Source organism: Roseibium sp. JB4-4 (genome assembly GCF_055693425.1).
The window spans coordinates 2,069,416-2,092,865 of record NZ_CM146333.1 but is presented as its reverse complement, the minus strand read 5'-3'; the positions used below and the strand labels follow the sequence as shown (position 1 = coordinate 2,092,865).

20 protein-coding genes are annotated in these 23,450 nt (G+C 56.1%); 12 read left to right on the top strand and 8 right to left on the bottom strand.

The window, feature by feature from the left end; translation table 11 throughout:
• Positions 1–32: 32 nt before the first annotated feature.
• From ACZ1HV_RS09620 to ACZ1HV_RS09605, 4 genes are all read right to left on the bottom strand, one after another.
• Positions 33–3,212, bottom strand: a complete 3,180-nt coding sequence (locus ACZ1HV_RS09620) for a putative bifunctional diguanylate cyclase/phosphodiesterase (protein WP_472717942.1) — start codon at positions 3,210–3,212, stop codon at positions 33–35.
• Positions 3,213–3,484: 272 nt separating this feature from the next.
• Complete coding sequence (locus tag ACZ1HV_RS09615; RefSeq protein WP_472717941.1) at positions 3,485–4,390, bottom strand: alpha/beta fold hydrolase; 906 nt, start codon at positions 4,388–4,390, stop codon at positions 3,485–3,487.
• Between the two features lie 80 nt (positions 4,391–4,470).
• Positions 4,471–5,748, bottom strand: a complete 1,278-nt coding sequence (purD, locus tag ACZ1HV_RS09610) for a phosphoribosylamine--glycine ligase (RefSeq protein WP_472717940.1) — start codon at positions 5,746–5,748, stop codon at positions 4,471–4,473.
• 198 nt (positions 5,749–5,946) lie between these two features.
• The gene (locus ACZ1HV_RS09605) at positions 5,947–6,690 is read right to left on the bottom strand and encodes a PEBP family protein (protein ID WP_472717939.1); all 744 of its coding nucleotides are present in this window, start codon (positions 6,688–6,690) and stop codon (positions 5,947–5,949) included.
• A 262-nt stretch (positions 6,691–6,952) separates the two neighbouring features.
• Here ACZ1HV_RS09605 and ubiA point away from each other — a divergent pair, with 262 nt between their 5' ends.
• Positions 6,953–7,897 carry a 4-hydroxybenzoate octaprenyltransferase gene (gene ubiA / locus ACZ1HV_RS09600; protein ID WP_472717938.1) on the top strand — a complete coding sequence of 315 codons (945 nt, stop codon included), beginning with the start codon at positions 6,953–6,955 and terminating at the stop codon, positions 7,895–7,897.
• 64 nt (positions 7,898–7,961) lie between these two features.
• Here the strand turns inward: ubiA and ACZ1HV_RS09595 are convergent, their stop codons facing one another.
• Positions 7,962–8,552 (bottom strand): DUF6101 family protein, encoded by a 591-nt coding sequence (locus tag ACZ1HV_RS09595; RefSeq protein WP_472717937.1) that lies wholly within the window; start codon positions 8,550–8,552, stop codon positions 7,962–7,964.
• A gap of 430 nt (positions 8,553–8,982) precedes the next feature.
• On the opposite strand from ACZ1HV_RS09595, the gene ACZ1HV_RS09590 reads away from it, so the two are divergent.
• Genes ACZ1HV_RS09590 through lpxK form a run of 6 tightly spaced genes read left to right on the top strand, consistent with a single transcriptional unit; the run spans position 8,983 to position 14,438 of the window.
• Positions 8,983–10,326, top strand: a complete 1,344-nt coding sequence (locus ACZ1HV_RS09590; RefSeq protein WP_298813936.1) for a TldD/PmbA family protein — start codon at positions 8,983–8,985, stop codon at positions 10,324–10,326.
• Positions 10,313–11,131 carry a 3'(2'),5'-bisphosphate nucleotidase CysQ gene (locus tag ACZ1HV_RS09585; protein ID WP_298958741.1) on the top strand — a complete coding sequence of 273 codons (819 nt, stop codon included), beginning with the start codon at positions 10,313–10,315 and terminating at the stop codon, positions 11,129–11,131. Before ACZ1HV_RS09590 ends, ACZ1HV_RS09585 begins: the two co-directional genes overlap by 14 nt.
• Positions 11,132–11,163: 32 nt before the next feature.
• The gene (locus ACZ1HV_RS09580) at positions 11,164–11,403 is read left to right on the top strand and encodes a DUF4170 domain-containing protein (RefSeq protein ID WP_472717936.1); all 240 of its coding nucleotides are present in this window, start codon (positions 11,164–11,166) and stop codon (positions 11,401–11,403) included.
• Between the two features lie 26 nt (positions 11,404–11,429).
• Entirely contained in the window at positions 11,430–12,128 is a 699-nt protein-coding gene (locus ACZ1HV_RS09575) for a lysophospholipid acyltransferase family protein (RefSeq protein WP_472717935.1), read from the top strand.
• On the top strand, positions 12,121–13,419 hold the full coding sequence (locus ACZ1HV_RS09570; RefSeq protein WP_472717934.1) for a 3-deoxy-D-manno-octulosonic acid transferase: 1,299 nt from the start codon (positions 12,121–12,123) through the stop codon (positions 13,417–13,419). Before ACZ1HV_RS09575 ends, ACZ1HV_RS09570 begins: the two co-directional genes overlap by 8 nt.
• Complete coding sequence (lpxK, locus tag ACZ1HV_RS09565) at positions 13,416–14,438, top strand: tetraacyldisaccharide 4'-kinase (protein ID WP_472717933.1); 1,023 nt, start codon at positions 13,416–13,418, stop codon at positions 14,436–14,438. Before ACZ1HV_RS09570 ends, lpxK begins: the two co-directional genes overlap by 4 nt.
• An 11-nt stretch (positions 14,439–14,449) precedes the next feature.
• On the opposite strand, the gene ACZ1HV_RS09560 is transcribed toward lpxK, so the two are convergent.
• Positions 14,450–14,665 (bottom strand): DUF2093 domain-containing protein, encoded by a 216-nt coding sequence (locus ACZ1HV_RS09560; protein WP_298813924.1) that lies wholly within the window; start codon positions 14,663–14,665, stop codon positions 14,450–14,452.
• 98 nt (positions 14,666–14,763) lie between these two features.
• Complete coding sequence (locus tag ACZ1HV_RS09555) at positions 14,764–14,991, bottom strand: hypothetical protein (RefSeq protein ID WP_472717932.1); 228 nt, start codon at positions 14,989–14,991, stop codon at positions 14,764–14,766.
• A 500-nt stretch (positions 14,992–15,491) separates the two neighbouring features.
• Here ACZ1HV_RS09555 and tldD point away from each other — a divergent pair, with 500 nt between their 5' ends.
• From tldD to ACZ1HV_RS09540, 3 genes are all read left to right on the top strand, one after another.
• Positions 15,492–16,916 carry a metalloprotease TldD gene (gene tldD, locus ACZ1HV_RS09550; protein ID WP_298958756.1) on the top strand — a complete coding sequence of 475 codons (1,425 nt, stop codon included), beginning with the start codon at positions 15,492–15,494 and terminating at the stop codon, positions 16,914–16,916.
• 14 nt (positions 16,917–16,930) lie between these two features.
• Entirely contained in the window at positions 16,931–17,545 is a 615-nt protein-coding gene (locus tag ACZ1HV_RS09545) for an HAD-IA family hydrolase (RefSeq protein WP_472717931.1), read from the top strand.
• 303 nt (positions 17,546–17,848) lie between these two features.
• Complete coding sequence (locus ACZ1HV_RS09540) at positions 17,849–19,636, top strand: monovalent cation:proton antiporter-2 (CPA2) family protein (RefSeq protein ID WP_472717930.1); 1,788 nt, start codon at positions 17,849–17,851, stop codon at positions 19,634–19,636.
• Positions 19,637–19,712: 76 nt separating this feature from the next.
• Here the strand turns inward: ACZ1HV_RS09540 and ACZ1HV_RS09535 are convergent, their stop codons facing one another.
• Positions 19,713–20,195 carry an invasion associated locus B family protein gene (locus ACZ1HV_RS09535; RefSeq protein ID WP_298959489.1) on the bottom strand — a complete coding sequence of 161 codons (483 nt, stop codon included), beginning with the start codon at positions 20,193–20,195 and terminating at the stop codon, positions 19,713–19,715.
• A gap of 634 nt (positions 20,196–20,829) precedes the next feature.
• Between ACZ1HV_RS09535 and coxB the strand changes: the two genes are divergently transcribed.
• A complete protein-coding gene (coxB, locus tag ACZ1HV_RS09530) occupies positions 20,830–21,741 on the top strand; it encodes a cytochrome c oxidase subunit II (protein WP_472717929.1) in 912 nt (303 codons plus the stop codon).
• A gap of 78 nt (positions 21,742–21,819) precedes the next feature.
• Complete coding sequence (gene ctaD, locus ACZ1HV_RS09525; protein WP_298813913.1) at positions 21,820–23,415, top strand: cytochrome c oxidase subunit I; 1,596 nt, start codon at positions 21,820–21,822, stop codon at positions 23,413–23,415.
• Positions 23,416–23,450: the final 35 nt, after the last annotated feature.

Sequence of the window (23,450 nt, the reverse complement as noted above, 5' to 3'; positions counted from 1 at the left end):
CCATCGGCCTTGGCGCGCGAGCAGGAACGTTCTCAAAGAACGAAGTATAAGTCGTCGCTCGATTCGGAAATCCAGTTTGTCACCTGGTCGAAGACCATAGGTTTGGCGATCAGGAAACCCTGAATGGAGAAATCGCCCATCATGCGCAACCGGTCATATTGCGCCTCTGTTTCGACGCCCTCGCAAACCACGCCGATATTCAAAGAGCGGGCCAGGTGGATCAGCTGATTGACCACGGCTTCCTTCTTCGCGTCCTGAAGCATCTGGCGCGTAAAGGACCGGTCGATCTTGAGGCCGTTGATCGGCAGATCAGCAACATGCGTCAGCGATGCGTAGCCAGTGCCGAAATCGTCAAGTTCGATGTGGACGCCGAGATCATATAGTTCTTTCAGCGCTTCAAGGTGTCCTGAACCATTGTCATTCAGAAACACTGATTCCAGAACTTCTGCGGTGACCTTGTCCGGGCTGACGCCATGGCGTTCCATCGCGGCGCTGAAATGCTCGACCAGTTTGCCCGAGGCGAGATGGGCCGGGGACACATTGATGGAAATACGGCCAAAATTGATGCCGCCATCGAGCCAGCTCTTTGCCGCCGCCAGCGCCTTGTCGATGACGATCTCGCCAAGGACAGGGGCAAGGCTGCTTTTCTCGACAACCGGCAGAAATTCGCCGGGCGAGAGCTCGCCTCTTTCGGGATGTGTCCACCGTATCAGCGCCTCAACGCCGGTAACCGCCTGGCTTCTCAAATTCACCTGAGGCTGGAAGACAAGGTAAAACTGATCGTGTTTGACGGCATCGTGAAGCTCAAGCTCGATTTGCGCCTCGGTCTCGCTTTCCGCTTTCATGTTGGTTTTGAAGAACGTGTAGCGGTCTTTGCCGTTTTCCTTTGACTGATAGAGCGCCAGATCCGCGTTCACGAGGAGGGTGTCGAAATTGTCCGCATCTTCCGGACAGAGCGCAATCCCCATACTGACGGTTGGCCAGAAGCGATTGCCATTGAATTCCATCGGCTGGCGCATGAGTCGCCGAGCGCGCTCGCAGAGCTGATTTGGATCAGATGTGCTGCTGTTGGCCAGAATAACGAACTCGTCTCCGCCCCACCGGTAAGGGGTGCCAAGGCCGCGGCAGACTTCCCGAAGCCGTCTGCCGGTTTCCTCAAGGCAATGATCCCCGGCAAGGTGACCGAGCGTGTCATTGACGCGCTTGAAGCCATCCATGTCCACATGAATGAGAAAGGACGGCTTGTCGTCCTTGGCAAAGAGCGACTTGGCGTCCCGCTGGCATCCAGCACGATTGGACAGTTTCGTGAGCGGATCGAAATAAGCCAGGCGCTCCGCACGGTTCTTGGCCTCTCGTGTTTCCCTTTCCCTTTGGACTCGGTCCGAAACGTCGTTGGCAATCGCAACAAACAGGTTGCGGTCGTGGTCCTTCAGGATCTGAACCCGTAGGTCAACCGGGTATTCGCTGCCGTCTTTGCGTCTGTGCTCACTTTCAACCGACAGGCTGCCGCGCACACCCTTGAGCAGGGGTGTTACATGCCTGCGCACAGTATCCTGATCATAAAGCGGGTTGATATCCCAGATCCGGCGTGATTTCAGCTCGTCGAGATCAAAGCCAAGATTGTCGATGGCACATTTGTTTGCATATTCGATGCGGAACGTATCGGCGTTCAGAATATAGATCTCGTTCAGGGACGATTCCAGAATGTTGGCCAAGAGCTGGCTCTGGCGTTCAGCCTTCTGGCGGTCGGTTATGTCATGAATAATCCCGACGATTTTCGCGGCTTCGCCATCCGGTCCGGCCAAAACGTAGCCGCGAACATAAATGCTGCGGCAGTCGTCCGGCGCAAATACCAGGGAATGTTCAAATTCGAACTCGCTGCGGTTTTCGATTGCCTCACGGACTACCTCGAGGTTCCTTAAGCGTTCCTTTTCAGGCACCAAATCGAGCAGTTGCCTGCGGGTTTCGCCTCCCGGCAAATCGGGCGAAAGACGGGTAATTCGGAAGAACTCTTCAGACCCAATGAATTGGTCGGTCGTCAAGTCCCGTTCCCAGCTGCCAACTCCGGCAATGCGCTGGGCCTCGAGCAATTGCGAAGCACTTTCTTCCAGTTGCCGTGTATTTTCCGCGACCATGGCTGTCAGGCGCGAATGCGTGGTTTGCACAGAGGTTTGCAGCCTGGAGAGCAATCGGCGGATCGCGATCCAGGCAAGAAGAGCGATGCCGCCACCGGCTGAAAGCGTGAGCAGGGCCCCTTGAAGAAAGGTCCAGAAATGACCGGTGATGTTCTTCACCAGGATAAGTTTGACGTCGTGTCCGGGCATGGCAGCGCGTATGGGCAGCTCGTGGACAATGAAAACTTGCGAATTTTGGAAATAGAACCGGTCCAGTCTGTGCAGATCGGTTGCTGAATTGGTCAATTCATTGAAATTGAATTCGGTCTTCATCGGTTCGCCAAGAACGCGATAACTGATCTGTTGACCATTCAGACTTTGAGGAATGTCTATACTGCTCAAGTTAACGAGTTCAGCGTCGACTGCAGCCCCGGCAACAACAAGTGAGCGCTCAATGTCGACGGCGAGTTTCAGGTATCCGACAAGGTTGCCTTCGACGGTCCAGGCCTGGAAGACGCTGACCACGAATTTGCCGTCGACACTCAACTCAATGTTGTTCGTGTTGCGTGTCAGGTTTGCAATCAGGTCATTTTGAAATGCCAGGTGGGCCGGCTCTGCAATGACAGGGCTTCTCGAGCTGTAAATCGGCTTCTGATCCGCACCATAGATTGTGAATTCCGCAACACTGCTGCCTTCCGGTGCAGTCAGCATAATGTTGTCCGCGATGGTGCGGATTGTGCCGGTGTCGCGCAGCTTGATAGCATTTTGAAGGTTTTTATCGGCACTGATCTCGCGAACCGCGCTATCAAGCACCTGCGCGCCAAAGGCGCGTTGCTGCGTCAGCAGTCGCTCGGTGGTCCGAATGACGACATCTTGAGGCTCAAGCAGGTTGCGATAGCCCGTGGCGATGTTTTGAATGCAAAGGACGGCGACGATCAGGACGAGGAACGACAGGAACACAACGCGCAACGGTTTTTCAAACTGGGAATCGTCCACGCTCCATTTCGCAAGGAGCTGATCCAGGCAAGCACTCAGACCGCGTCGGCAGGGTTTGCCCGCACGCAGCTGTTCCTTGTCCCTATTTACTTGCTCGCCCACACTAGCCACCCGCACCGCCGGTTTTGAAACCGCACAATCCCCCGGCTGCGATGTTCGAATTTGAAGTAACTGCAAATTCGCAGTCTGTTTTTGTGAACACTCACCGCCTATTTCTTCAATAAACACTATTGGTTAAATAGTTTTGAATGCATTTGTTAAATAGTGTTAAGAGCAAATGGCCCTTAACCGAAAAATTTCACCCGAAAACTATCTTGAAATGAAAAAATCTAGCGGCAATCTAAAGTAGTAATGCTGCCGATCCTGCGTTTTGCTCAGTGTGCGAAGAATTTCTGTAACTCTTCTGCGGTTTCTTGCCAGGCTTCTTCTGGGAGGAAGTGGCCGCCTGGAACGGAGCGGCCCTCCGCATATGGGCACCAGGATCTCCAGACGTCGAGCGGGCTCTCAACGCTGGTGGCAATGCCCTTCTCACCCCAAAGTGCAAGCAAGGGGATCAGGATCCGGTTGCCGGCCTGGTGGTCAAGATTGTCGTGCTCGAAATCGATTGTGGCACCGGCCCGGTAATCCTCGCAGGTTGCCGAAATGCGATCCGGATCCCGGAACCAGGCACGGTTGTCGTCCAATGCTTCTTCGGAAAAGCAATCAAGGTTCTTGCTTCCGGTCCAACTGGCAAGTGTGTGCTCCAGAAAGCGGACAGGAGACGCAGCAATGAGCTTTTCAGGGAAAGGGGCTGGCTGAGCCAGGAACATCCAATGGTAAACCTTGAGCCCAAACTGCCGGTCGAGTTTTTCCCAGTAGTCGAAGGTTGGCAAAATATCGAGTACTGCTACGCGGTTGACTAGGTGCGGATGGTCCAGGGCCATACGGTATGCAACCCGTCCACCGCGGTCGTGGCCGGCCAAATGAAATTTGTCGAAACCGAGAAGACCCATCAATTCAACGATGCCATCTGCCATGGCCCGCTTGGAGTAGGCCTGATGATCCTGGCTGAGGGGCGGAATGGACGATTTCCCGTACCCCGGCAGATCGGGAAGCACGAGCGTAAATCGGTCAGTAAGAAGAGGTGCAACCTTGTGCCAACAGGTATGTGATTGCGGATAACCGTGCAAAAGCAGCAATGGAGGGCCGGATCCGCCAATACGGCAGAACAGCTGTGCTTCTTCCGTTTCCACAGTTTCACTCTTGAAACCTGGAAACAGGTCAGGAAATTCGCTGGCCAAAATGAGTCCTCCGCCTGCCGGGTTAAGCTAGCGGAGGTGGGGAGTGCCTGCCAAGTCCAATAAAGTGCCGGTTTGGCAACTTACGACTTGGTTTCGCGGTCGACCGCTCGCCAGCCGATATCGGTCCGGCAAAATCCGTCCGGCCAATCGATCTGGTTGACGGCTTCATAGGCATTTTGTTGTGCTTCGCGGACATCACCACCAAGTGCAGTTACGTTCAACACCCGGCCGCCATTGGCGCAAAGTGTTCCGTTCTTCAACTGCGTTCCGGCATGAAAGACTTGAAGCTTCTCACTTCCGAGTTTGTCCAGGCCGCGAATTTCGGTGCCTTTTTCATAAGAGCCTGGATAGCCTTTTGCCGCCATCACAACGGTCAGGGCAACGCTGTCGTGCCAATCCGCACTCGCTTCGCCAAGTGTCCCGTCGGCACTGGCCTCCAACAGATCCAAAAGATCGCTTTTCAGGCGCATCAATAATACCTGGCACTCCGGATCGCCAAAGCGCGTGTTGTACTCAATCAGCTTTGGGCCGTCATTTGTAATCATCAATCCCGCATAAAGAACGCCCTTGAAGGGAGTGCCGCGCCCCGCAAGCGTCGAGATGGTCGGTTTGATGATCCGCTCCATCACGTCCGCAACAATGTCATCGGTCAAAACCGGCGCGGGTGAGTAAGCGCCCATGCCACCGGTGTTTGGGCCTTCGTCGCCGTCAAAGGCGCGCTTGTGATCCTGCGCCGTTGCCAGAGGCAAGGCATTGGTCCCGTCGGAAAGAACAAAAAAACTTGCTTCTTCGCCGTCCAGGAATTCTTCGACAACGACTTCCGCACCCGCATCGCCGAATGATCCATCAAAACAGGCCTTCACGGCTTCTTCTGCGTCTTCCAGCGACATGGCCACGACCACGCCCTTGCCGGCTGCCAGTCCGTCAGCCTTCACAACAATCGGAGCACCCTGCTGTCGAACATAGTCCAGTGCAGCTTGTGCATCGTCAAATCGGCCATACCCCGCTGTCGGGATGTTGGCGTCATCGCAAACGCCCTTGGTAAAGGCTTTGGAGCCTTCAAGTTGCGCTGCGGCCTTTCTCGGCCCAAACGCTTTTATGCCGGCGGCTTCGAGGTCATCAACAAGCCCGGCGACGAGGGGAGCCTCTGGTCCAACGACAACCAGGTCGATGTCGTGTTCCTGGCAAAACGTGATAACCGCCTGGTGGTCGGAAACATTCAGATCGGTGAGCTCTGCGGCATCGGCGATACCGGCATTGCCGGGAGCTGCATAGAGTTTTGTCAATCTGGGAGACTTTGCCAGTGCCCACGCAAGAGCATGTTCGCGGCCGCCGGATCCGATCAGGAGAAGTTTCATGAATTGCAGGTCTCTGAGAGTAGGTGACGCTTGAGCGGCGACTTGCCTGAAGGGCCCGTCGCCATCATGGGGCGGGGTCTAGCATGCACGGTGAACGCCTGCAATCGAACCACGCTACCACGGACCGGACAGTGTCCGGTTTTCAAGCGTTGGAAGGCAGCCCAGGCACATATTACGCCTGGGATGACCGAATGAGCGTCAGCCGCCGACTATTGCACGGCAATAGACGATGTTGTCCTTCTTCAGGTCCTTGCCCCAGATAAGCTCCGCAGAACTGTCCCATTGGATCTGGTTGTAGCCGTCCTTGGGGCCAACGTCGCTGGCGCTATAGACACTGGCCTTTGGCCAGTTGCTGTCGTCGAACCCTGGAGCTGTCCAGTTTTCCGGAACCTCAACGCGTGTCTGTGCACACACGGCTTGAGTCACATCGGGATTGCGTTCACGTGCGCAGGACGCGTCCGCCGGAGCAGCTTGAACCGTCAGGCATCGCCAGTCGCTTCCGGTTGCGGCAATCAGTTTCCCGCTGGCAGCGTCCTTGAATTGCGCGATGGCACCTCCATCGCCTAGTTGCTGGCGCCGCGAACCGATATACTCAAGTCCGGTGTCGTTCTCCATGAAGTCGCGAAACTCGAAGGCAATCGTCATCGGGAAGTCTGAACGGAATTCAAAACGCTCGGCATTGAACGAACGCTCGGTTCTGATCGAAACGCTGTCTTCCAGCAGCGGCTCGCCATTGATGTAAAGCTTGAACCAGTTGTCGACCCAGACTTCACCGAGCACTTGTCGGGATCCAACGGAATTGATCTTGCTTTCGTTGACTTCCTTGCCGCCACGTTTGGGTGGCCGGTCGTCACCTGGACGCGGTGGTGGGTTGCCATCCCCGCGTTTCGGGGGGAGGCTTTTGAGCGAAAGAGCTGTTCGGGATGGCGCTGAGGCCGACAACTAGGGACAGGAAAACACTAACTGCAAGTTTTGGAGAAAAATACACACTGCACTCCTTGGCTATGGCGAATCGATCTCCACAAATCTTCCATGAACAGAGCAATTCCGCCGATTTTCAACAAACCCACACCAAGACAGTGTCACTATGACCCCTTGCAGGATGAATTTCATCCAAATAATCGGTAGAAATGCCGGGGATGACCCGGTCCTATTGAAAGTTCGTGTTGGGCAACGGGTCTAAGCAAATCGAGTGTGAAGTGTCATGATTTTTTCCACCAAGGATACAGGACCTGTCGCGGATGCAGTGAAAAAGCACTGGGTCGATACAAGTCTGCCATCCTCCTTGCGACCGTTCGCGCGGCTCGCGCGATGGGAGCGGCCGATCGGCTGGTGGTTGCTGCTGTGGCCCTGTTGGTGGTCTGCAGCGCTTGCGGCGATCGCGGCTGGCCAGGGCTGGCCGAACCCGTGGCATCTTGCCCTCTTCTTCATCGGAGCGGTCGCAATGCGTGGTGCAGGCTGCACTTACAATGACCTGGTTGATGTTGATATCGACGCAAAGGTGGAGCGGACCCGATCAAGGCCGATTCCTGCCGGACAGGTCACAAGACTGCAGGCGAAGGCATTCCTGTTCCTTCAGGCACTGGTTGGCCTGATCGTCTTGCTCCAGTTCAACACGTATTCAATTGTGCTCGGGATCGTGTCATTGCTACCGGTCGCGATCTATCCCTTCATGAAGAGGTTTACCAATTGGCCGCAGCTTTTTCTGGGCCTCGCCTTTTCCTGGGGGGCATTCATGGGGTGGGCCGCCGAATTCGGTTCGCTTGGATGGGCTCCGGTGTTCCTGTACGCAGGCGGCATTTGTTGGACAATCGGTTACGACACGATCTATGCGCATCAGGACAAGGAAGACGATGCCCTGGTTGGTGTGAAGTCCACCGCACGTCTTTTCGGAGAGCGCACCAAACCTGCGCTAATTGTTCTATATGCGCTGGCTACCCTGCTTTTTGCGACCGCTGCTGTCATGGCGGACGCCGGGCCGGCTGCCTTTATCGGCATTCTTGCCGGCGTCATTCACCTCGGTTGGCAGATCGTCACGCTGGACATTGATGACGGTGACCAGTGCCTTCGCCTGTTCCGTTCCAATGGAACCTATGGCTGGATCCTGTTTGCCGGGTTTGTCATCGATGCCTTTGTAGCCTGGCTATAATTGAACAGAGGCTCCGCTGTGCGGAGCCCTTTGCTCTCTATTCCAGCCTCTGCGGACCAGAGCTTTAAGTGCGAGCAATAATCTCGCGTTCACGGCTGTGGCAGACAGATGTTGCAGCCGGTTTGCCAACCGCTCTTTTGTTTAGGAACCTTGGTCTACGGCCTGTCAACATCCGCAATTGGCGGCGAGGGGCCGGTTGCGCGGCGGGAACGGCGCGGAAGGCATCAATCGGTTTAACCTTGCCGCCAAGGTCGCAGACAAGCATGGGCAAGTTGAAGACCTGCGCCCATCGGCTCCAGAGGACGGCAAGATCATCGGAGTTCTCGGTCTCCGCAAGCGTAATCGACAATGCGCTGTCGTGATGCTTGAGGATCAGCGCAGCCTGGATTTCACCCGGTACTTCGCCCGGAATAATTCGGACCATCACGCCATCGAACGCTTCCGTCGGCACAACAAGGTTGACCGGAACACCCGCGACACGACGCTTGATCATTGCCCTGTCGCGATCAAGAAGAATGTCAGCGGGAAGAGAAGGTGTTCCCGGACGCGCTTCCAGTCGTTGCTGAAAGCGTACCGGAAGACAACCGGGATGCGGCATTGTTTCTGCCGCTGTCCCGGTTGCTGCCATTTCCTGTTTTTCTGTTTGACGTCTCAAGTAACTCTCCACCGGACCTTTTGGTCTCTCGATGTCTTTCAATCTAAGTCGGAAAGGTCGTAAAGCGCTTAAGAGACAGAGTTAAAAAAGTCTGTTTTTAAAGAGGGTTACTGGTTTGTAAGTGACTCGGTAAGACCTGATTCAGACATGTGTCGGGAACGTGTTGATTCTACTTTAGCGAGAGAGCGGGTGGTGCCTAAAACGCCTAGTGTTTCTGCGGACTTCCATTGATCTGCCCCGGAAGCGGCACACATAGGAGGTGTCGAACCGGTCGCGCTGGTGCAGCAACGGGGTATTGCGCCGATGTGAAGGCCTCGCGGCTTTTCTGGTTCGGAATGAAACAGATTGTTGGCATCTCAAGCTGGCTGTTGCAGCTGAACGGTGCGAAGCGTAAACAACAGCCAGAGCTGATGGCACAAGAGCGGACCAAATGTCGGAACTGATCGATCAAAGTGAATTGCAGTCACGCGCAGCACGGCTCGTCGAAGCTGCGCGGCAAGCGGGAGCCGATGCCTGCGACGCTGTCGCAGTAACCGGAGTATCGCTCTCCGTCGACGTGCGCGAGGGCAAGGTTGAAGAAACGGAACGTGCCGAGGGTGACGATGTCACGTTGCGCGTCTTTGTCGGCAGACGCACAGCCGCCGTTTCTGCAAACCGTCTCGACGATCCGGACAGTCTTGCCGAACGAGCAGTCTCGATGGCCAAGGTCGCACCGGAGGATCCTTTTGCCGGGCTTGCTGATCCGGAGCTGCTGGTGAAGGAATTCCCGGTTCTGGAGCTGCTGGACGACAAGGAACTGACAGCCGACGAATTGACGGACATTGCACTTGAGGCGGAAACGGCCGGTCTCGAGGTGGACGGCGTCAGCAAGTCGGGAGGCGCTTCAGCGTCTTGGCGACTTGCCGGAATAGTGCTTGCTACGAGCCACGGCTTCGAAGGGTCCTACATATCTTCGCGATACGGCATGTCTATGACAGCGGTCGCAGGCGAAGGCACCGGCATGGAACGGGACTACGACTTCGACAGCAGGACTTTCTTTGCGGATCTGGACCGGCCAAAGGAAATTGGACTGCGCGCTGGTGAGCGCGCGGTACGCAGGCTGAACCCGCAAAAGCTTTCGACCCGAACAGCAAATGTCATTTACGAGTCCCGTGCAGCGCGCAGCATCCTCGGTCATCTGGTTGGCGCAATCAACGGTGCTGCAGTTGCTCGCAAAACAAGTTTCCTGAAAGACAGAATGGGTGAAGCGGTGTTCGCACCGGGCATTCGTGTTGTCGATGACCCCTTCAAGCGACGTGGTGCTGCCACCCGGCCTTTCGATGGAGAGGGAACACGCGCTGATCAGCTCGAAATGGTCAGTGACGGCGTGCTGCAACACTGGTTCCTTGATGGCGCTTCGGCACGCGAACTTGAAATGAAACCCAACGGCCGTGCTCATCGAGGTGGGAGTGGTACATCTCCCGGTCCAACCAACATCACCTTGATGCCGGGCGAAAAATCGTTGGAAGAGCTGATGGCGGACGCGGGCGAAGGTCTGCTGGTCACCGATCTGATTGGCCATGGTGTCAATGGCGTGACCGGTGACTATTCCCGCGGGGCCGCCGGTTTCTGGTTCGAGAACGGTAAGGTTGTCGAACCGGTCAGTGAAATCACCATCGCAGGAAACCTGAACGACATGTTCAAGCGCCTTGTGCCAGGCAATGACCTGGACAATCGCTATTCGAGTGCCGCCCCGTCTGTCATGATCGAAGGGATGGCACTTGCTGGAAGCTGATACGGGCAACAATCACTCCTGGCTCGACCTTGATCTGCGTCTGTTGGAAGACGCAGCGCGCAAGGCTGGAGAATTGGCGCTCAGTTATTTCGGACGCGACCCCGAAACCTGGTTCAAGGGGAACAACCGCTCTCCGGTCTCTGAAGCGGACCTTGCCGTTGACAAGTTGCTTGCCGACGAGTTGCGCGGAGCGCGGCCTGAATATGGCTGGCTTTCAGAGGAAACGGCAGACGACAAAAGTCGTCTGGGCTGCGTCCGGACATTCATCGTCGATCCGATAGATGGAACTCGGGCATTTCTGGCAGGGGGCGACGAGTGGACGGTCTCCCTGGCTGTTGTCGAACAGGGTCGTCCGACCGCTGGTGTCGTCTTTTGTCCGCGCCGGAACGAATTGTTCGCTGCGCGCGCCGGAGGCGGAACCACTTTGAATGGTGAAAAAATTTATGTTTCGCCACGGCAGGGTGTCGAAGGCGCGACCTTGTCCGGTCCCCATTCCATTGTCGCCAATAAAGATGTGATAGCAGCTGGATTTAGCGGTACGGAAATCTTGAGGTCACTGGCTTATCGCCTCGCCATTGTGGCTGCTGGGCGCGTCGATGTCGGCGCAGCGCGTGGTGGGCCAAGCGACTGGGACCTTGCAGCAGCTGATCTTTTGGTGCAGGAAGCGGGCGGCAGGCTGACCGACCTTTCCGGCCGGAACCTTGTTTACAACCGGACCAAGACCGGACATCCCGGACTGATAGCAGCACCGGACGCGTTGATCGAACCGGTTCGCGCAGTTCTTGGCGAAATGATCAGATCCTGAACGGATTGCACCGACAAACAATGAGGATATCCATGAGCGAAACCGACAACCCCAAACAGCTGCTGCATCTGGTGTTCGGCGGTGAGCTGGAGTCGCCTGAAGGACTGACCTTCCGGGATCTGGATCAGTTGGATATTGTCGGCATCTACCCGAACTATGCTGAAGCCTCCAAGGCCTGGAAGGCCAAGGCACAGGCGACGGTCGACAACGCGCATATGCGCTATTTTGTAGTCCACCTGCATCGCTTGCTGGACCCGGATACAACGGCCTGAACGGTCGTTTTTAGGCGACAAGAAAAATGATCAAACGCCTCGGCCGCCAACCTTGGGTTCTTTCTGCAGTCGGCTCCGTGCTCGCCGGCTATCTCAAGCTCGTCTATCACACCAATCGCTTCACGATTGAGCCACAAGACGTTCATGAAGAAACGGAAAGTGATCTTCCGGTGATCGTCGCAATGTGGCATGGCCAGCATTTCATGGTGCCGTTTGCCAAGCCTTCCAGCTGGCCAGCGAAAGTCATGATCTCGCGATCTGCAGACGGTGAAGTCAATGCGATTGCTGCGCGCAAGCTCGGGCTTGGTCTTATCAGGGCATCGGGCGGGCGAAACGCGCGCCAGATCAAGAAGCGGGGAGGCATGCGCGGGTTCATCGAAGCTCTGCGCGCTTTGAAAGACGGCTTCAGCATTGCCATGACTGCTGACGTTCCAAAGGGACCTGCGCGCCATTCCGGCGTCGGCATTGTTCAGCTGGCAAAACACTCGGGCAGACCGATCCTGCCTGTGGCGGTTGCCACGAGCCGCAGTATTGAACTCAACAGCTGGGACAAAGCCAGCGTGAACTTGCCGTTTGGGCGCGGTGCAATTGCAACGAGCGAGTTGATCTGGGTGCCTTCGGAAATCGAGGAAGATGTGCTCGAAGTCTACCGGCAACAGGTCGAAGACGGCTTGAACAAGGCAACGACGCGCGCATATCAGCTTGTCGGAAGGGCCGATGGCTGATCGCCGTCCCGCTCTTGTGACAGCCTATCGGGTCCTCGCGGTGGTCCTGACACCCTTGTTTCACTTTCTCTTCTGGTTGCGCAGCCGGTCGGGAAAGGAAGTCCCCCATAGAAAGTGCGAACGGTTCGGCAAGGCCGATGTGGTCCGTCCTGAAGGTCAATTGGTCTGGATCCATGCCGCGAGCGTGGGTGAGACTGTCTCGGTGCTTCCATTGGTTTATGCGTTGATCGGCAACGGCAGCAAAGTGTTGTTGACCACGGTGACAGTTACAGCCGCGGAATTGGCGGAAAAGCGATTGCCGGCCGATGCGATCCATCAGTTCATGCCTTTCGACGCACCGGCACCGATTGCAAGGTTTCTGGACAGCTGGCGACCGGACTTGGCCATGGTTGTAGAATCGGAGATCTGGCCTTGCCTGTTCGACGAAATGCGCCACCGGACCATTCCCTTTTTGCTTGTGAATGGACGTCTGTCAGACAAATCGCACCGGAACTGGTCGATACTACGCGGCGTTGCCCGGTATCTGTTTCAGTGTCTGGACTTTGTATTGGCGCAGAGCGAGGCAGACGCCGACAGGTTCCGGCACTTGGGATGCAGCAATGTCGGAATGCCGGGCAACCTCAAATTCGATGCGGAAGAACCGATCCTGGATGAGGCCGCCTTCGAGACAATGAAGGTTCAATTGGGTCAACGGCCGGTCTGGCTGGCAGCACTGACCCATCCGGGCGAAGATGATTACGCACTTGATGCGTTCGATAAACTTCGCAGCGTCTACCCCGATCTTCTTCTCATCCTTGTTCCTAGGCACCCAGCTCGAGCCGAACAGATCTGCGATATATTGCAGAGCAGGGGCTTGACCTATTCCCGCCGCAGTTCCGGTGGAAAAATATCGCCGGAAACAAAGGTTTATCTCGGCGATACACTTGGCGAGATGGGGCTTTTCTACCGACTGGCACGAGTTACATTTCTCGGAGGGTCTTATACTGAAGCAGGCGGGCACAATCCTGTTGAGGCCGCTTTATGCGGATCGGCTCTCGTTACCGGTCCAAGGGTCTCCAACGCCAGGGCCGTCTATAAAGACTTCTGGAAACAAGGGGCAGCATTGAGAGTGTCTTCACCGGAAAACCTGGGCGCAAGTGTCGAGGATCTGTTTAAAGATCCGGAAGCTGCCGAAGGTCAGGCAGCAAGAGCACGTGAACTGGTCGAGGCAGGGCGGGGCGCTCTGGACAAGACGCTTGAAGCGCTGGAACCCTATTTGAAGACGACGGATACAGCTGGAGGCGCGGCGTGAGCAAAGCGCCCGACTTCTGGTGGCAACAAGGGTTTTCTGTTGCAGGGGCTCTCCTTGCACCGGTTGGTTGGATCTACGGCCTTGTTGCGGGACGGCGCATGCTGGCAAAGCCGAAAGCGGAAAGCCGGCTGCCAGTCATTTGTATCGGCAATTTTGTTGTCGGTGGTACCGGGAAGACACCGTTCGCGATCGAGTTGGCCTTTCGGCTGCGCGAAGAAGGCTATACACCCGGCTTTCTGCTGCGCGGCTATGGGGGCCGGACCAAGGGTCCGGTTCTGGTAGATCCTGACCGGCATGATGCTGCCGATGTTGGCGATGAAGCTCTGCTCCTCGCCCGCCACGGTCCAACGGTTGTTTCGGCGCTCCGCCCGCAAGGGGCAAGGCTTGCCGAAGAGCAGCCCATTGACATTCTGCTGATGGACGACGGGTTTCAGAACCCTGCGCTCAAAAAGGACCTAAGTTTAATACTGGTGGACTGTACCGTTGGCTTCGGCAACGGCCGCTGCCTGCCCGCAGGTCCTTTGCGGGCCCCGGCGGAGAGGCAGATCATCAAAGCCGATTGCCTTGTTCTTGTTGGGGATGGGAATGCAGCTGAAACCGCTATTCATCTTTCGGGGCGCAGGGGACTGCCCATCCTGCATGCACATATTCGCCCTCAAAAGGACACAGCGCTGGAAGGTCAGAAGCTCTTCGCTTTTGCCGGGATAGGACGGCCGCAAAAATTCTTCGAAGCGCTGAAAGACCTTGGTTATCTGGTAAAGAAGGTACGTGCCTTCGCCGACCACCACCTCTATAGCCAGGCCGATGTCAGAGCGCTGCTGACTGAAGCCGAAGAGGAGGGGCTACAGCTCGTGACCACGTCTAAGGACATGGCAAGACTGGAGACGACTGAAGGCGAGCTCTTTCACTGGATCGCATCGACGGCCATTGTCGTGGATGTGCGCATGGACATCGACGACGAAGACCGGTTGATGAACCTGATCCGGGAAAAACTGCGACAGCGGAGTTTCAAGAGCTAGGGGCGGCGCGTCTAGCGCGTCTCCAGATACCGCTTCATAGACGCTTTGGCATCGACATAGGCTTCCTGCCGATCCACGGACCAGTATTTCAACTCATCAAGCGGAATCGTCGTTCCGGTCACAGCACATCGCACGAATGTTCCAGGTGTTTCCACCTGGTAGTCACCATCCAGGTAACGGACGCGGGCTTCGCTTGGAATTCGCGGATTTTCGTAACGGTTCATCATTGCGTCTGCTGCTGTGTTGCAAGGTCATGTGTGGCTGAAGACTTGTACGGTAAATTGACCGCCAAGGGCAAGTCGCGGCTTTGTTCGCTTGCATGGCATCAGAACATCGGCGCGGTTCGACGATCTCTTCCAACGAGATATCTGCAGCGGGACATGACCACAGCCCATTCCGGCAGTGTTTCCCGTGCTTTTTGCATTTCCTGGTCACGGTCGTTTTGACAGGTTCCCATGTCCTGCCAGCGTTTGGCGTCCATCGAAACATCCTGACAGATGAGCAGGTCGGGCTCACAGGCAACCAGATGCATCGCGATGAGCACGGTTTTCATGAGGCTGCCTTGCCGCTTTTCGAAGCCGATGGTTTGGCCCGACTGAAATCGACAGGCACAATCATATCGTCGTTTTGTTCAGAGGGCCGCGGAGGGCCGGAAACACTTCCTGACTTGCTCAGTGCTTGAAGAATAAGCGGATGCAGTCCGTCGCCTCGCTGGGCAGCCAGATCATGAAAAGAACTGTAAGTCCCGCCGATGAGATCCTTGGGTCGCTTGGGCATGCGCATAGGTCTTTCTGTTCGCGACAAGTGCGAATTTGAATGAGGGAATTTTTGAGAGGGCTGGCGAGGCCGCTTTAGAAGCGGTCAGGCTGACAGAGGATGTGAAGAATCCATAAAGATGAGTTTTAGAGTCAAGTTTAAAATCTCGCAAGTGGATTTCGAGGAATTCGGGGTGAATTGCGCGCCAAAAACCCTATGTTGTGTGTAACGCCTTGCTTGACGGTGGAAGCTCTTCCGGAAAGGCAATGGCCTCAAACGATTACGCAGGAAACAACGATGACCATTTCCACGGCAGATCTCATTGAATCGTCAGGCCTTGGGCTGGAAACAGCAAAACGCCTCACAAAAGACGCCCTGGACGGTGCCGATGACGGTGAACTGTTTGTGGAATACCGGCAGACGGAAGGGTTGGTATTCGACAATGGACGCCTCAAGGGAGCCAACTACGATACGGCTCAGGGGTTCGGCTTGAGAGCCGTCGCCGGAGATGCGGCGGGATATGCCCATGCCGGAGACATTTCAGAAGGTGCCCTGAAACGCGCGGTCGATGCAGTGAGCGCAGTCAAGAAGGGCTATTCGGGCAGCTATGCTGCGGCTCCTGCAAGAACAAACGTGTCGCTTTATTCTGATGCCAACCCGCTCGGCGGCCCGAGTTTTGAAGACAAGGTCAAGCTTCTGCAGGAAATAGACGCCTACGCAAGGTCGGTCGATCCGCGCGTGCGGCAGGTGACGGCGTCACTGGCCGGGTCCTGGCAGGTTGTTGAGATCCTGCGTGCAGATGGTCATCTTGTCCGCGATGTTCGGCCGATGGTGCGCTTGAGCATATCCGTTGTCGCGGGAAATGAGGACCGACAGGAAAGCGGTTCGTTTGGATGCGGCGGCCGCGAAGGTTTCGACCGGTTTATCACGACGGAAAACTGGCAGGGCGGTGTGGACGAAGCCTTGCGCCAGGCCTTGGTCAATCTGGAAGCCGTACCGGCGCCGGCAGGCACGTTTGACGTTGTTCTTGGGCCTGGGTGGCCGGGTATTCTGCTCCATGAAGCCGTCGGTCATGGTTTGGAAGGTGATTTCAACCGAAAGAAAACATCCGCATTTGCTGGGCTCATGGGCGAAAGGGTTGCATCTCCAGGCGTCACCATCGTCGACGACGGCACAATACCGGATCGCCGTGGCTCTTTGACCGTAGATGACGAAGGAACGCCTGCCAGCCGCACCGTTCTGATCGAAGACGGCATTTTGAAGGGATACATGCAAGATCGCCAGAACGCCCGATTGATGGGAATGGCACCAACCGGCAATGGCCGGCGTCAATCCTATGCTCATATTCCAATGCCGCGCATGACCAACACAGTGATGATGGCTGGCGACAAGGACCCGGAAGAGATCCTCGGTTCTGTGAAGGATGGTATCTACGCCGTCTCGTTCGGTGGCGGCCAGGTGGATATAACGTCGGGCAAATTCGTCTTTTCCTGTACGGAGGCCTATCGGGTCGAAAACGGCAAGGTCGGCGCACCGGTGAAAGGGGCAATGCTGATCGGCAACGGCCCGGACGCACTGACACGTGTTTCCATGATCGGCAATGACATGAAACTTGATCCGGGCATGGGCACTTGCGGCAAGCAGGGGCAAGGCGTGCCGGTCGGTGTCGGTCAGCCATCCATGCGCATCAACGAGTTGACGGTAGGAGGGACTGCGGTCTGATCCGGAGTGTGAAGATGCCGGGCATTGAATTCGTTATCTTCGACATGGATGAGGTTCTCTATGACTACCGTCATGAAACGCGACTTGAACTGCTTGAGGAGTTGACCGGAAGACCGGCTGCTGAAATTGATACAGCGGTCTGGGGCGGACCTCACGAAGAAGCCGCAGAAGTTGGCGAACCGGGAACTGCTGAAGCCTATCTGGCTCAATATGGCAGATTGCTCGGCTACCCGATCGATTTTAACACCTGGTGCGATGTCCGACGCCGAATGATGCGGCCGAGGTTAGAAGTGCTTTCCTTGGTGCAACGGATCACGGCCAAGGCCGATATCGCGCTTTTGACGAACAACGGCATGATGCTGAAGGCCGCGCTTCCTGTTTGTGCACCGGAAGCGTTCGAAATCTTCGGCGGTAAAGCCCATGTTTCAGCAGAGTTTGGACTGCGAAAGCCCGATCCGCGGATCTATCGGGCCATTTGCGAGAAATATGAGCATCAGCCAGACCGATGCGTCTTCGTTGATGACAAGTTGGAAAACGTCTCCGGCGCTGAAGAGGCTGGCCTTGTCGGACACCACTATTCATCGTGTGATGCGCTGGAAGCTTTTCTTTCAAGCCATGAGTTGATCTGACGATGGCAACGCAGACAGACCTGGCTTTTCGCAGGTGATAAGACGTTTCTGAGTGGCAGAAATGGTTTCCCGGGCCGCGAAATTCTGCGCATACCGCCAAGCCGATTGCTTTGCGCAGGGCATTTTGACTTAGCTCTTGAATGAAAGCAGAGGTCGGAGCTTGCTTCAGCGGCAGAAAATGCGAAGCAATAACCTGTATTGCAGCCATTTTGAGACAGGTTAAAGCCTGCAAATTTGCTACAGTTAAAAATGTCATCACAGTTTAACTGATTCCGGTCGCCGCAATCCGGTTTAGGAGAAAGAATGGCCAGCGAGGCAGCACCTCCGTTTTTTGCTGAATCTATCGTGTTTCTGGCTGCGACCGTTGTGGCCGTTCCGATTGCAAAACGGTTGGGACTGGGATCGGTTGTTGGCTATCTGGCCGCCGGCGCGGCGATCGGGCCGCATGGGTTGCAGCTTCTGGGCTCTGGAGAAGACGTCCTTCATGTGGCCGAGCTCGGCGTCGTCTTGCTGCTCTTTGTCATTGGCCTGGAGCTTGACCCCCAAAAACTCTGGCGAATGAAGCGCGATATTTTCGGTCTCGGATCCGCCCAGGTGATGCTCACCGGTCTGACGTTGCTGGGCGTAGGGTTGATTTCGGGAGTATCGTTCTCCACTTCCCTTGTTGCTGGCTTTGGGCTGGCGCTTTCTTCGACAGCCTTTGCCCTGCAGATCCTGCAGGAGCGCGGACAGTTGTCCTCCAACTACGGCCAACGAGCATTTGGCATCCTGCTCATGCAGGACATTGCGATCGTTCCTCTTTTGGCAATGGTGGCCATATTGGCGCCGGGCGAAGGGCCATCGACAGCTGCTCAGATATTCAGGGAGATCATTCTCGTTCTGGCAGCCGTGGCCGCAGTTATTCTCACGGGCCGGTATCTGATCTCGCCGATATTCCTGTTTCTCGCCGCCAGCCGCGCGCGCGAAGTCATGCTGACGGCAGCGCTTCTGGTTGCCCTGGGCAGTGCGGGGATCATGCATACCGTCGGCCTGTCGATGGCGCTCGGTGCATTTCTGGCAGGTGTGCTTCTCGCCGAATCGAGTTTCAGGCACACGCTGGAAGCTGACATTGAACCGTTTCGGTCCTTGTTGATGGGATTGTTCTTCGTCGCCGTTGGTATGTCGCTGGACGTTTATCTTGTCATGGAGAACTGGGTCATCCTGGCCGTTGGGGTCCTTCTTGTCATGGGCATCAAGGGTTTGTTCCTCTGGGGCCTGTCCCGGGGGACGGGATCACCGAACTCCGATGCAATGCGTATAGCTGTGACGTTGCCTCAGGGCGGTGAATTTGCTTTCGTTCTCTTCACGGCTGCCGTCAGCAATGCTCTTTTGGACTATCAAACGGCAAACCTTCTGAATGCCATCGTGATCCTGACAATGCTGCTCACGCCGGTGGCCTGTCTGGCCCTGGACAAACTTGCGGCCCGGGCCAAGGCGAAAGGTGTTGAGAACCCGTCGATTGAAACCTTCGAGGAGGCGACGCCGACGGTTCTTGTTGTTGGTTTTGGCCGATTTGGGATGGTCGCCGCTCAGATCCTGACGTCTGAAGGTCTTGAAATAACGGCTATCGACAATCGGCCCGACCGTATCGATTACGCCCGCAAACAGGGTTACAAGGTCTATTACGGCGATGCGACGCGCGCAGACGTCTTGAGTGCTGCCGGTGCCAGCAAGGCTGCGTTGATTGCCATGTGCATTGAAAATGACAAGGTAATGGGCAAGGCTATCGATCTTATTCGGAAAGACTTTCCGGAAGTTCTGATTTTCTGTCGCGCGACTGACCGCGCCCATGCCCTTGACCTTACAAAACGTGGCGTCGACTTTCAGATACGGGAAACGTTCGAATCAAGTGTCGTGTTCGGCAGAGCGGCTCTGGAAGCGCTCGGCACACCTCTCGACCGGATTGATCAGATCGAGGAGGACGTGCGCCACCGGGATGAAGAACGGCTGGCCATGCAGCTGACAGAAGGCATGTATGCCGGAATGGACCGTCTGCATAAGGTCACTCCGCGCAAGACGGTCTCGGATGAACATGACGAACCGGCAGATTAAACCGGCAGAATAAAAAAGCGCCGAGCGGCGCTTTTATGTGATCTTTGAATTCGGCGGAGGTTCGCTTGCGGCAGCCTTAAGGCAGAGCGTCAAACCCTGCTGAAAAGCCGTTCAGCGAAATCGGGATGCCGATCCCTTCTTCCGGTGTCTGGAAAATGATGAAAGTGGCCTGTCCGCCCCCTTGCAGTTTGGACAGCAGGTCTTCTTCCAGGATGACTTCGGCTATGCAGCCGTTCGGCAGGCAGCGGACAAATCCGGCGCGTCCGATATCGGCATTGTCGACCCGCAGCCCAAGGCCGGAAGGCAGAAGCACGCCGAGCGGTGCAAGAACACGCAGGATACGTGCCTGCTTGTCCGCGGTTTTCAGAATAATCACTGACAGACCGACATTCTCGCGGTCGGCGGCCGTCACATTCTGTATCAAGGCACACTGTTCGCCGGTCGACCCGGGAGGCGTATCGCAGCGCATTTGCCAGTCGCCATGCGCAGAGCGAACCTCGCCTTGAGCGGACGCGGGCAACGTAGAGTGCGAAATGGCGCTGAAAAGAAGTCCGGCAATGGCGGCAAACTTGGCAATCGACAATTTGGAGCGTCCGGTCTTGCGGGCAGCCAGGGACTGCGTCAAAAGGGTTGACAAGAAATCCTCCAGTCAAGCGTTATATGATCCGTGAGCCGCTCTCCGCATCCGGAAACCGGCTGGCCTGCGAGATCATGAATGTGATCCCGAGCCGACCTTGCCGCATGAGAGCGTGTGATTCCAGTCCGGCGGGGTTTCAATCGGCAGCGATAGTTGCATTTTTTGTCGAAAATCAGCCTGTCCTTGACCCTTGTCAAATGGCCAAAGCCTTTCAGGGGCTGTGAAAAGTTGGAAATTCCGTTGCAGCACGGCGTTTCTTGTGGTTTTTGTGCGACAGCAGGGTGTTGGTGGGGTGATGCGGCACATCGCCGCTCTGCACGCTAGAAACCATCGCCCTCAATACCAGTTTGTGGTTATAGTCCGGCCATCAGATAATCCTGTCGGGTGTCCGGATGCTGCAGATAGGGGCTTGCGAAGCTGCGCCAAGCCCGCTACTGCCGCACTGGATTGGGCCGGAGTGTGTATCCGGTATTGATGCATGTGCCGCGTGAAGCGGCTGAGGGAAGGGAGCGCAGACGTGAAGGCAGTCTTCAAGCGTCTCATGACTATAGCCGGTATGGCGGCGACATTTGCTGGGGTGTCCACTGCGGCCCTGGCTGCCGAATCCGGCATGACGAACTGGCAGCTCGGATTTCAGCGGTCTGTCACTGAAGTGATGGACGACATCACATGGTTCAACAGCTTCACGTTGATAATCATCACCGTCATCACACTTTTCGTGTTGGCGCTGCTGCTTGTCTGCATGTCGCGCTTCAGTGCAAAGGCGAACCCGGTTCCCTCACGCACGTCGCACAACACGATGATCGAGGTCGCGTGGACGGTTGTCCCGATCCTGATCCTTGTTGTGATCGCCATTCCGTCCTTCCGTCTGCTTTACAAGCAGCTGGATATTCCCGAGTACGACATGACCATCAAGGCGATCGGTTATCAGTGGTACTGGGGGTACGAATACACCGATGAGAACATGGGCGAACTGTATTTCGACTCCTACATGATAGGGGATGTACAGGACCCGGTTAAAGATGAAGAGGCAAGGCGCGAGTTTGCCGAAGCGCGGGGCGTTACCCTCAACGAAGTTCCACGCCTTCTAGCAGTCGACCAAGATTTGATCGTTCCTGTAGATACAACGATCCGGCTGCAAGTGACTGCCGAAGATGTGATTCACGCATTTGCAATGCCGTCCATGGGTCTCAAGATCGATGCGATCCCCGGCCGCCTGAACGAGACATGGTTCCATGCCCGTGAAGAAGGCGTTTTCTACGGACAGTGTTCCGAGTTGTGCGGTATCAATCACGCCTTCATGCCGATTGCTGTTCGCGTGGTCTCTAAGGAGCAGTTCCAGACTTGGGCGACCGCGGCGCAAGAAGACTTGGACACCGCCAACGAACAGCTGATGGCGTCCATCGCCGAAGCGAAAAAAGTCGCTGAAGGCGGCAAAGATAAAGAAGTCTCGGTCGCAGCGAAATAACGCTGCGGCTTTTCTTGTTTGGCGATGCGCGCGATGAGACGCAGCGCCGCTGAGAAAGTTTGAAAGAGGGAGCCCCAAATGGCTGCGACCGAAGCACATGCGGCACATGACCATCCCTACGGATGGCGTCGCTGGGTCTATTCGACCAACCACAAAGACATTGGCCTGTTGTATCTCTTCTTTGCGATCTTTGCCGGGATCGTAGGCGGTGCACTCAGCGTCGGAATGCGCATGGAGCTGCAAGAGCCGGGGATGCAGATCTTCGCAAATGCACACATGTTCAATGTGTTCACGACGGCCCACGGTCTGATCATGATCTTCTTCATGGTGATGCCTGCCATGATTGGCGGATACGCCAACTACTTTGTTCCGATCATGATCGGTGCGCCTGATATGGCGTTTCCGCGCATGAACAACATTTCCTTCTGGCTGCTTCCTCCGGCATTCCTGCTTCTGGTTCTGTCTCTCTTCGTTGAAGGGCCTCCGGGCGGAAACGGTGTTGGTGGCGGCTGGACGATCTACCCGCCATTGTCGACCTCCGGCCAACCTGGTCCGGCGATGGATCTTGCGATCCTGTCCCTGCACATCGCAGGTGCATCTTCGATCCTGGGTGCGATCAACTTCATTACCACCATTTTCAACATGCGTGCTCCGGGCATGACGCTGCACAAGATGCCGCTGTTTGCCTGGTCCGTTCTGATCACGGCGTTCCTGCTGGTTCTGTCGCTGCCTGTTCTGGCCGGCGCCATCACCATGCTTCTGACCGACCGTAACTTCGGAACGACGTTCTTCACGCCGTCAGGTGGTGGTGACCCGATCCTGTTCCAGCATCTGTTCTGGTTCTTCGGCCACCCTGAAGTGTATATTCTGATCCTTCCGGGCTTCGGTATCGTCAGCCACATCATCTCGACATTTTCCCGCAAGCCGATCTTCGGCTACCTAGGCATGGCCTATGCCATGGTCGCTATCGGCGTCGTCGGCTTTATCGTGTGGGCACACCACATGTACACCGTTGGCATGTCTTCCGAGACCCAGGCCTATTTTGTGGCGGCCACTATGGTGATCGCGGTTCCGACAGGGGTGAAGATCTTCTCCTGGATCGCGACCATGTGGGGCGGTTCGATCGAGTTCAAAACTCCGATGGTCTGGGCTGTCGGCTTCATCTTCCTGTTCACCGTCGGCGGTGTGACAGGTGTGCAGCTGGCCAACGCGGGTCTCGACCGTGCGTTCCACGACACTTACTACGTTGTGGCTCACTTCCACTACGTTTTGTCACTCGGAGCCGTCTTCGCGATTTTCGCGGCCTGGTACTACTGGTTCCCGAAGATGTTCGGCTACATGTACAACGAGACGATCGGCAAGGCGCACTTCTGGATTACGTTCATTGGCGTGAACCTGGTGTTCTTCCCGCAGCACTTCCTGGGTCTGAATGGCATGCCCCGTCGCTATGCCGACTACCCTGACGCGCTGGCTGGCTGGAACTATGTTTCCTCCATCGGATCGTACATCTCGGCCTTCGCTGTCCTGGTGTTCATCTACGGCATTGTCGAGGCGTTCTCCAAGAAGCGCGCTGTCGGCAACAATCCGTGGGGCGAAGGGGCGACAACCCTGGAGTGGACACTGTCTTCTCCTCCGCCGTTCCACCAGTTCGAAACGCTACCGCGCATCAAGTAAGCGCGGTGTGGAGGATAGCCTCCATCGCACGATTT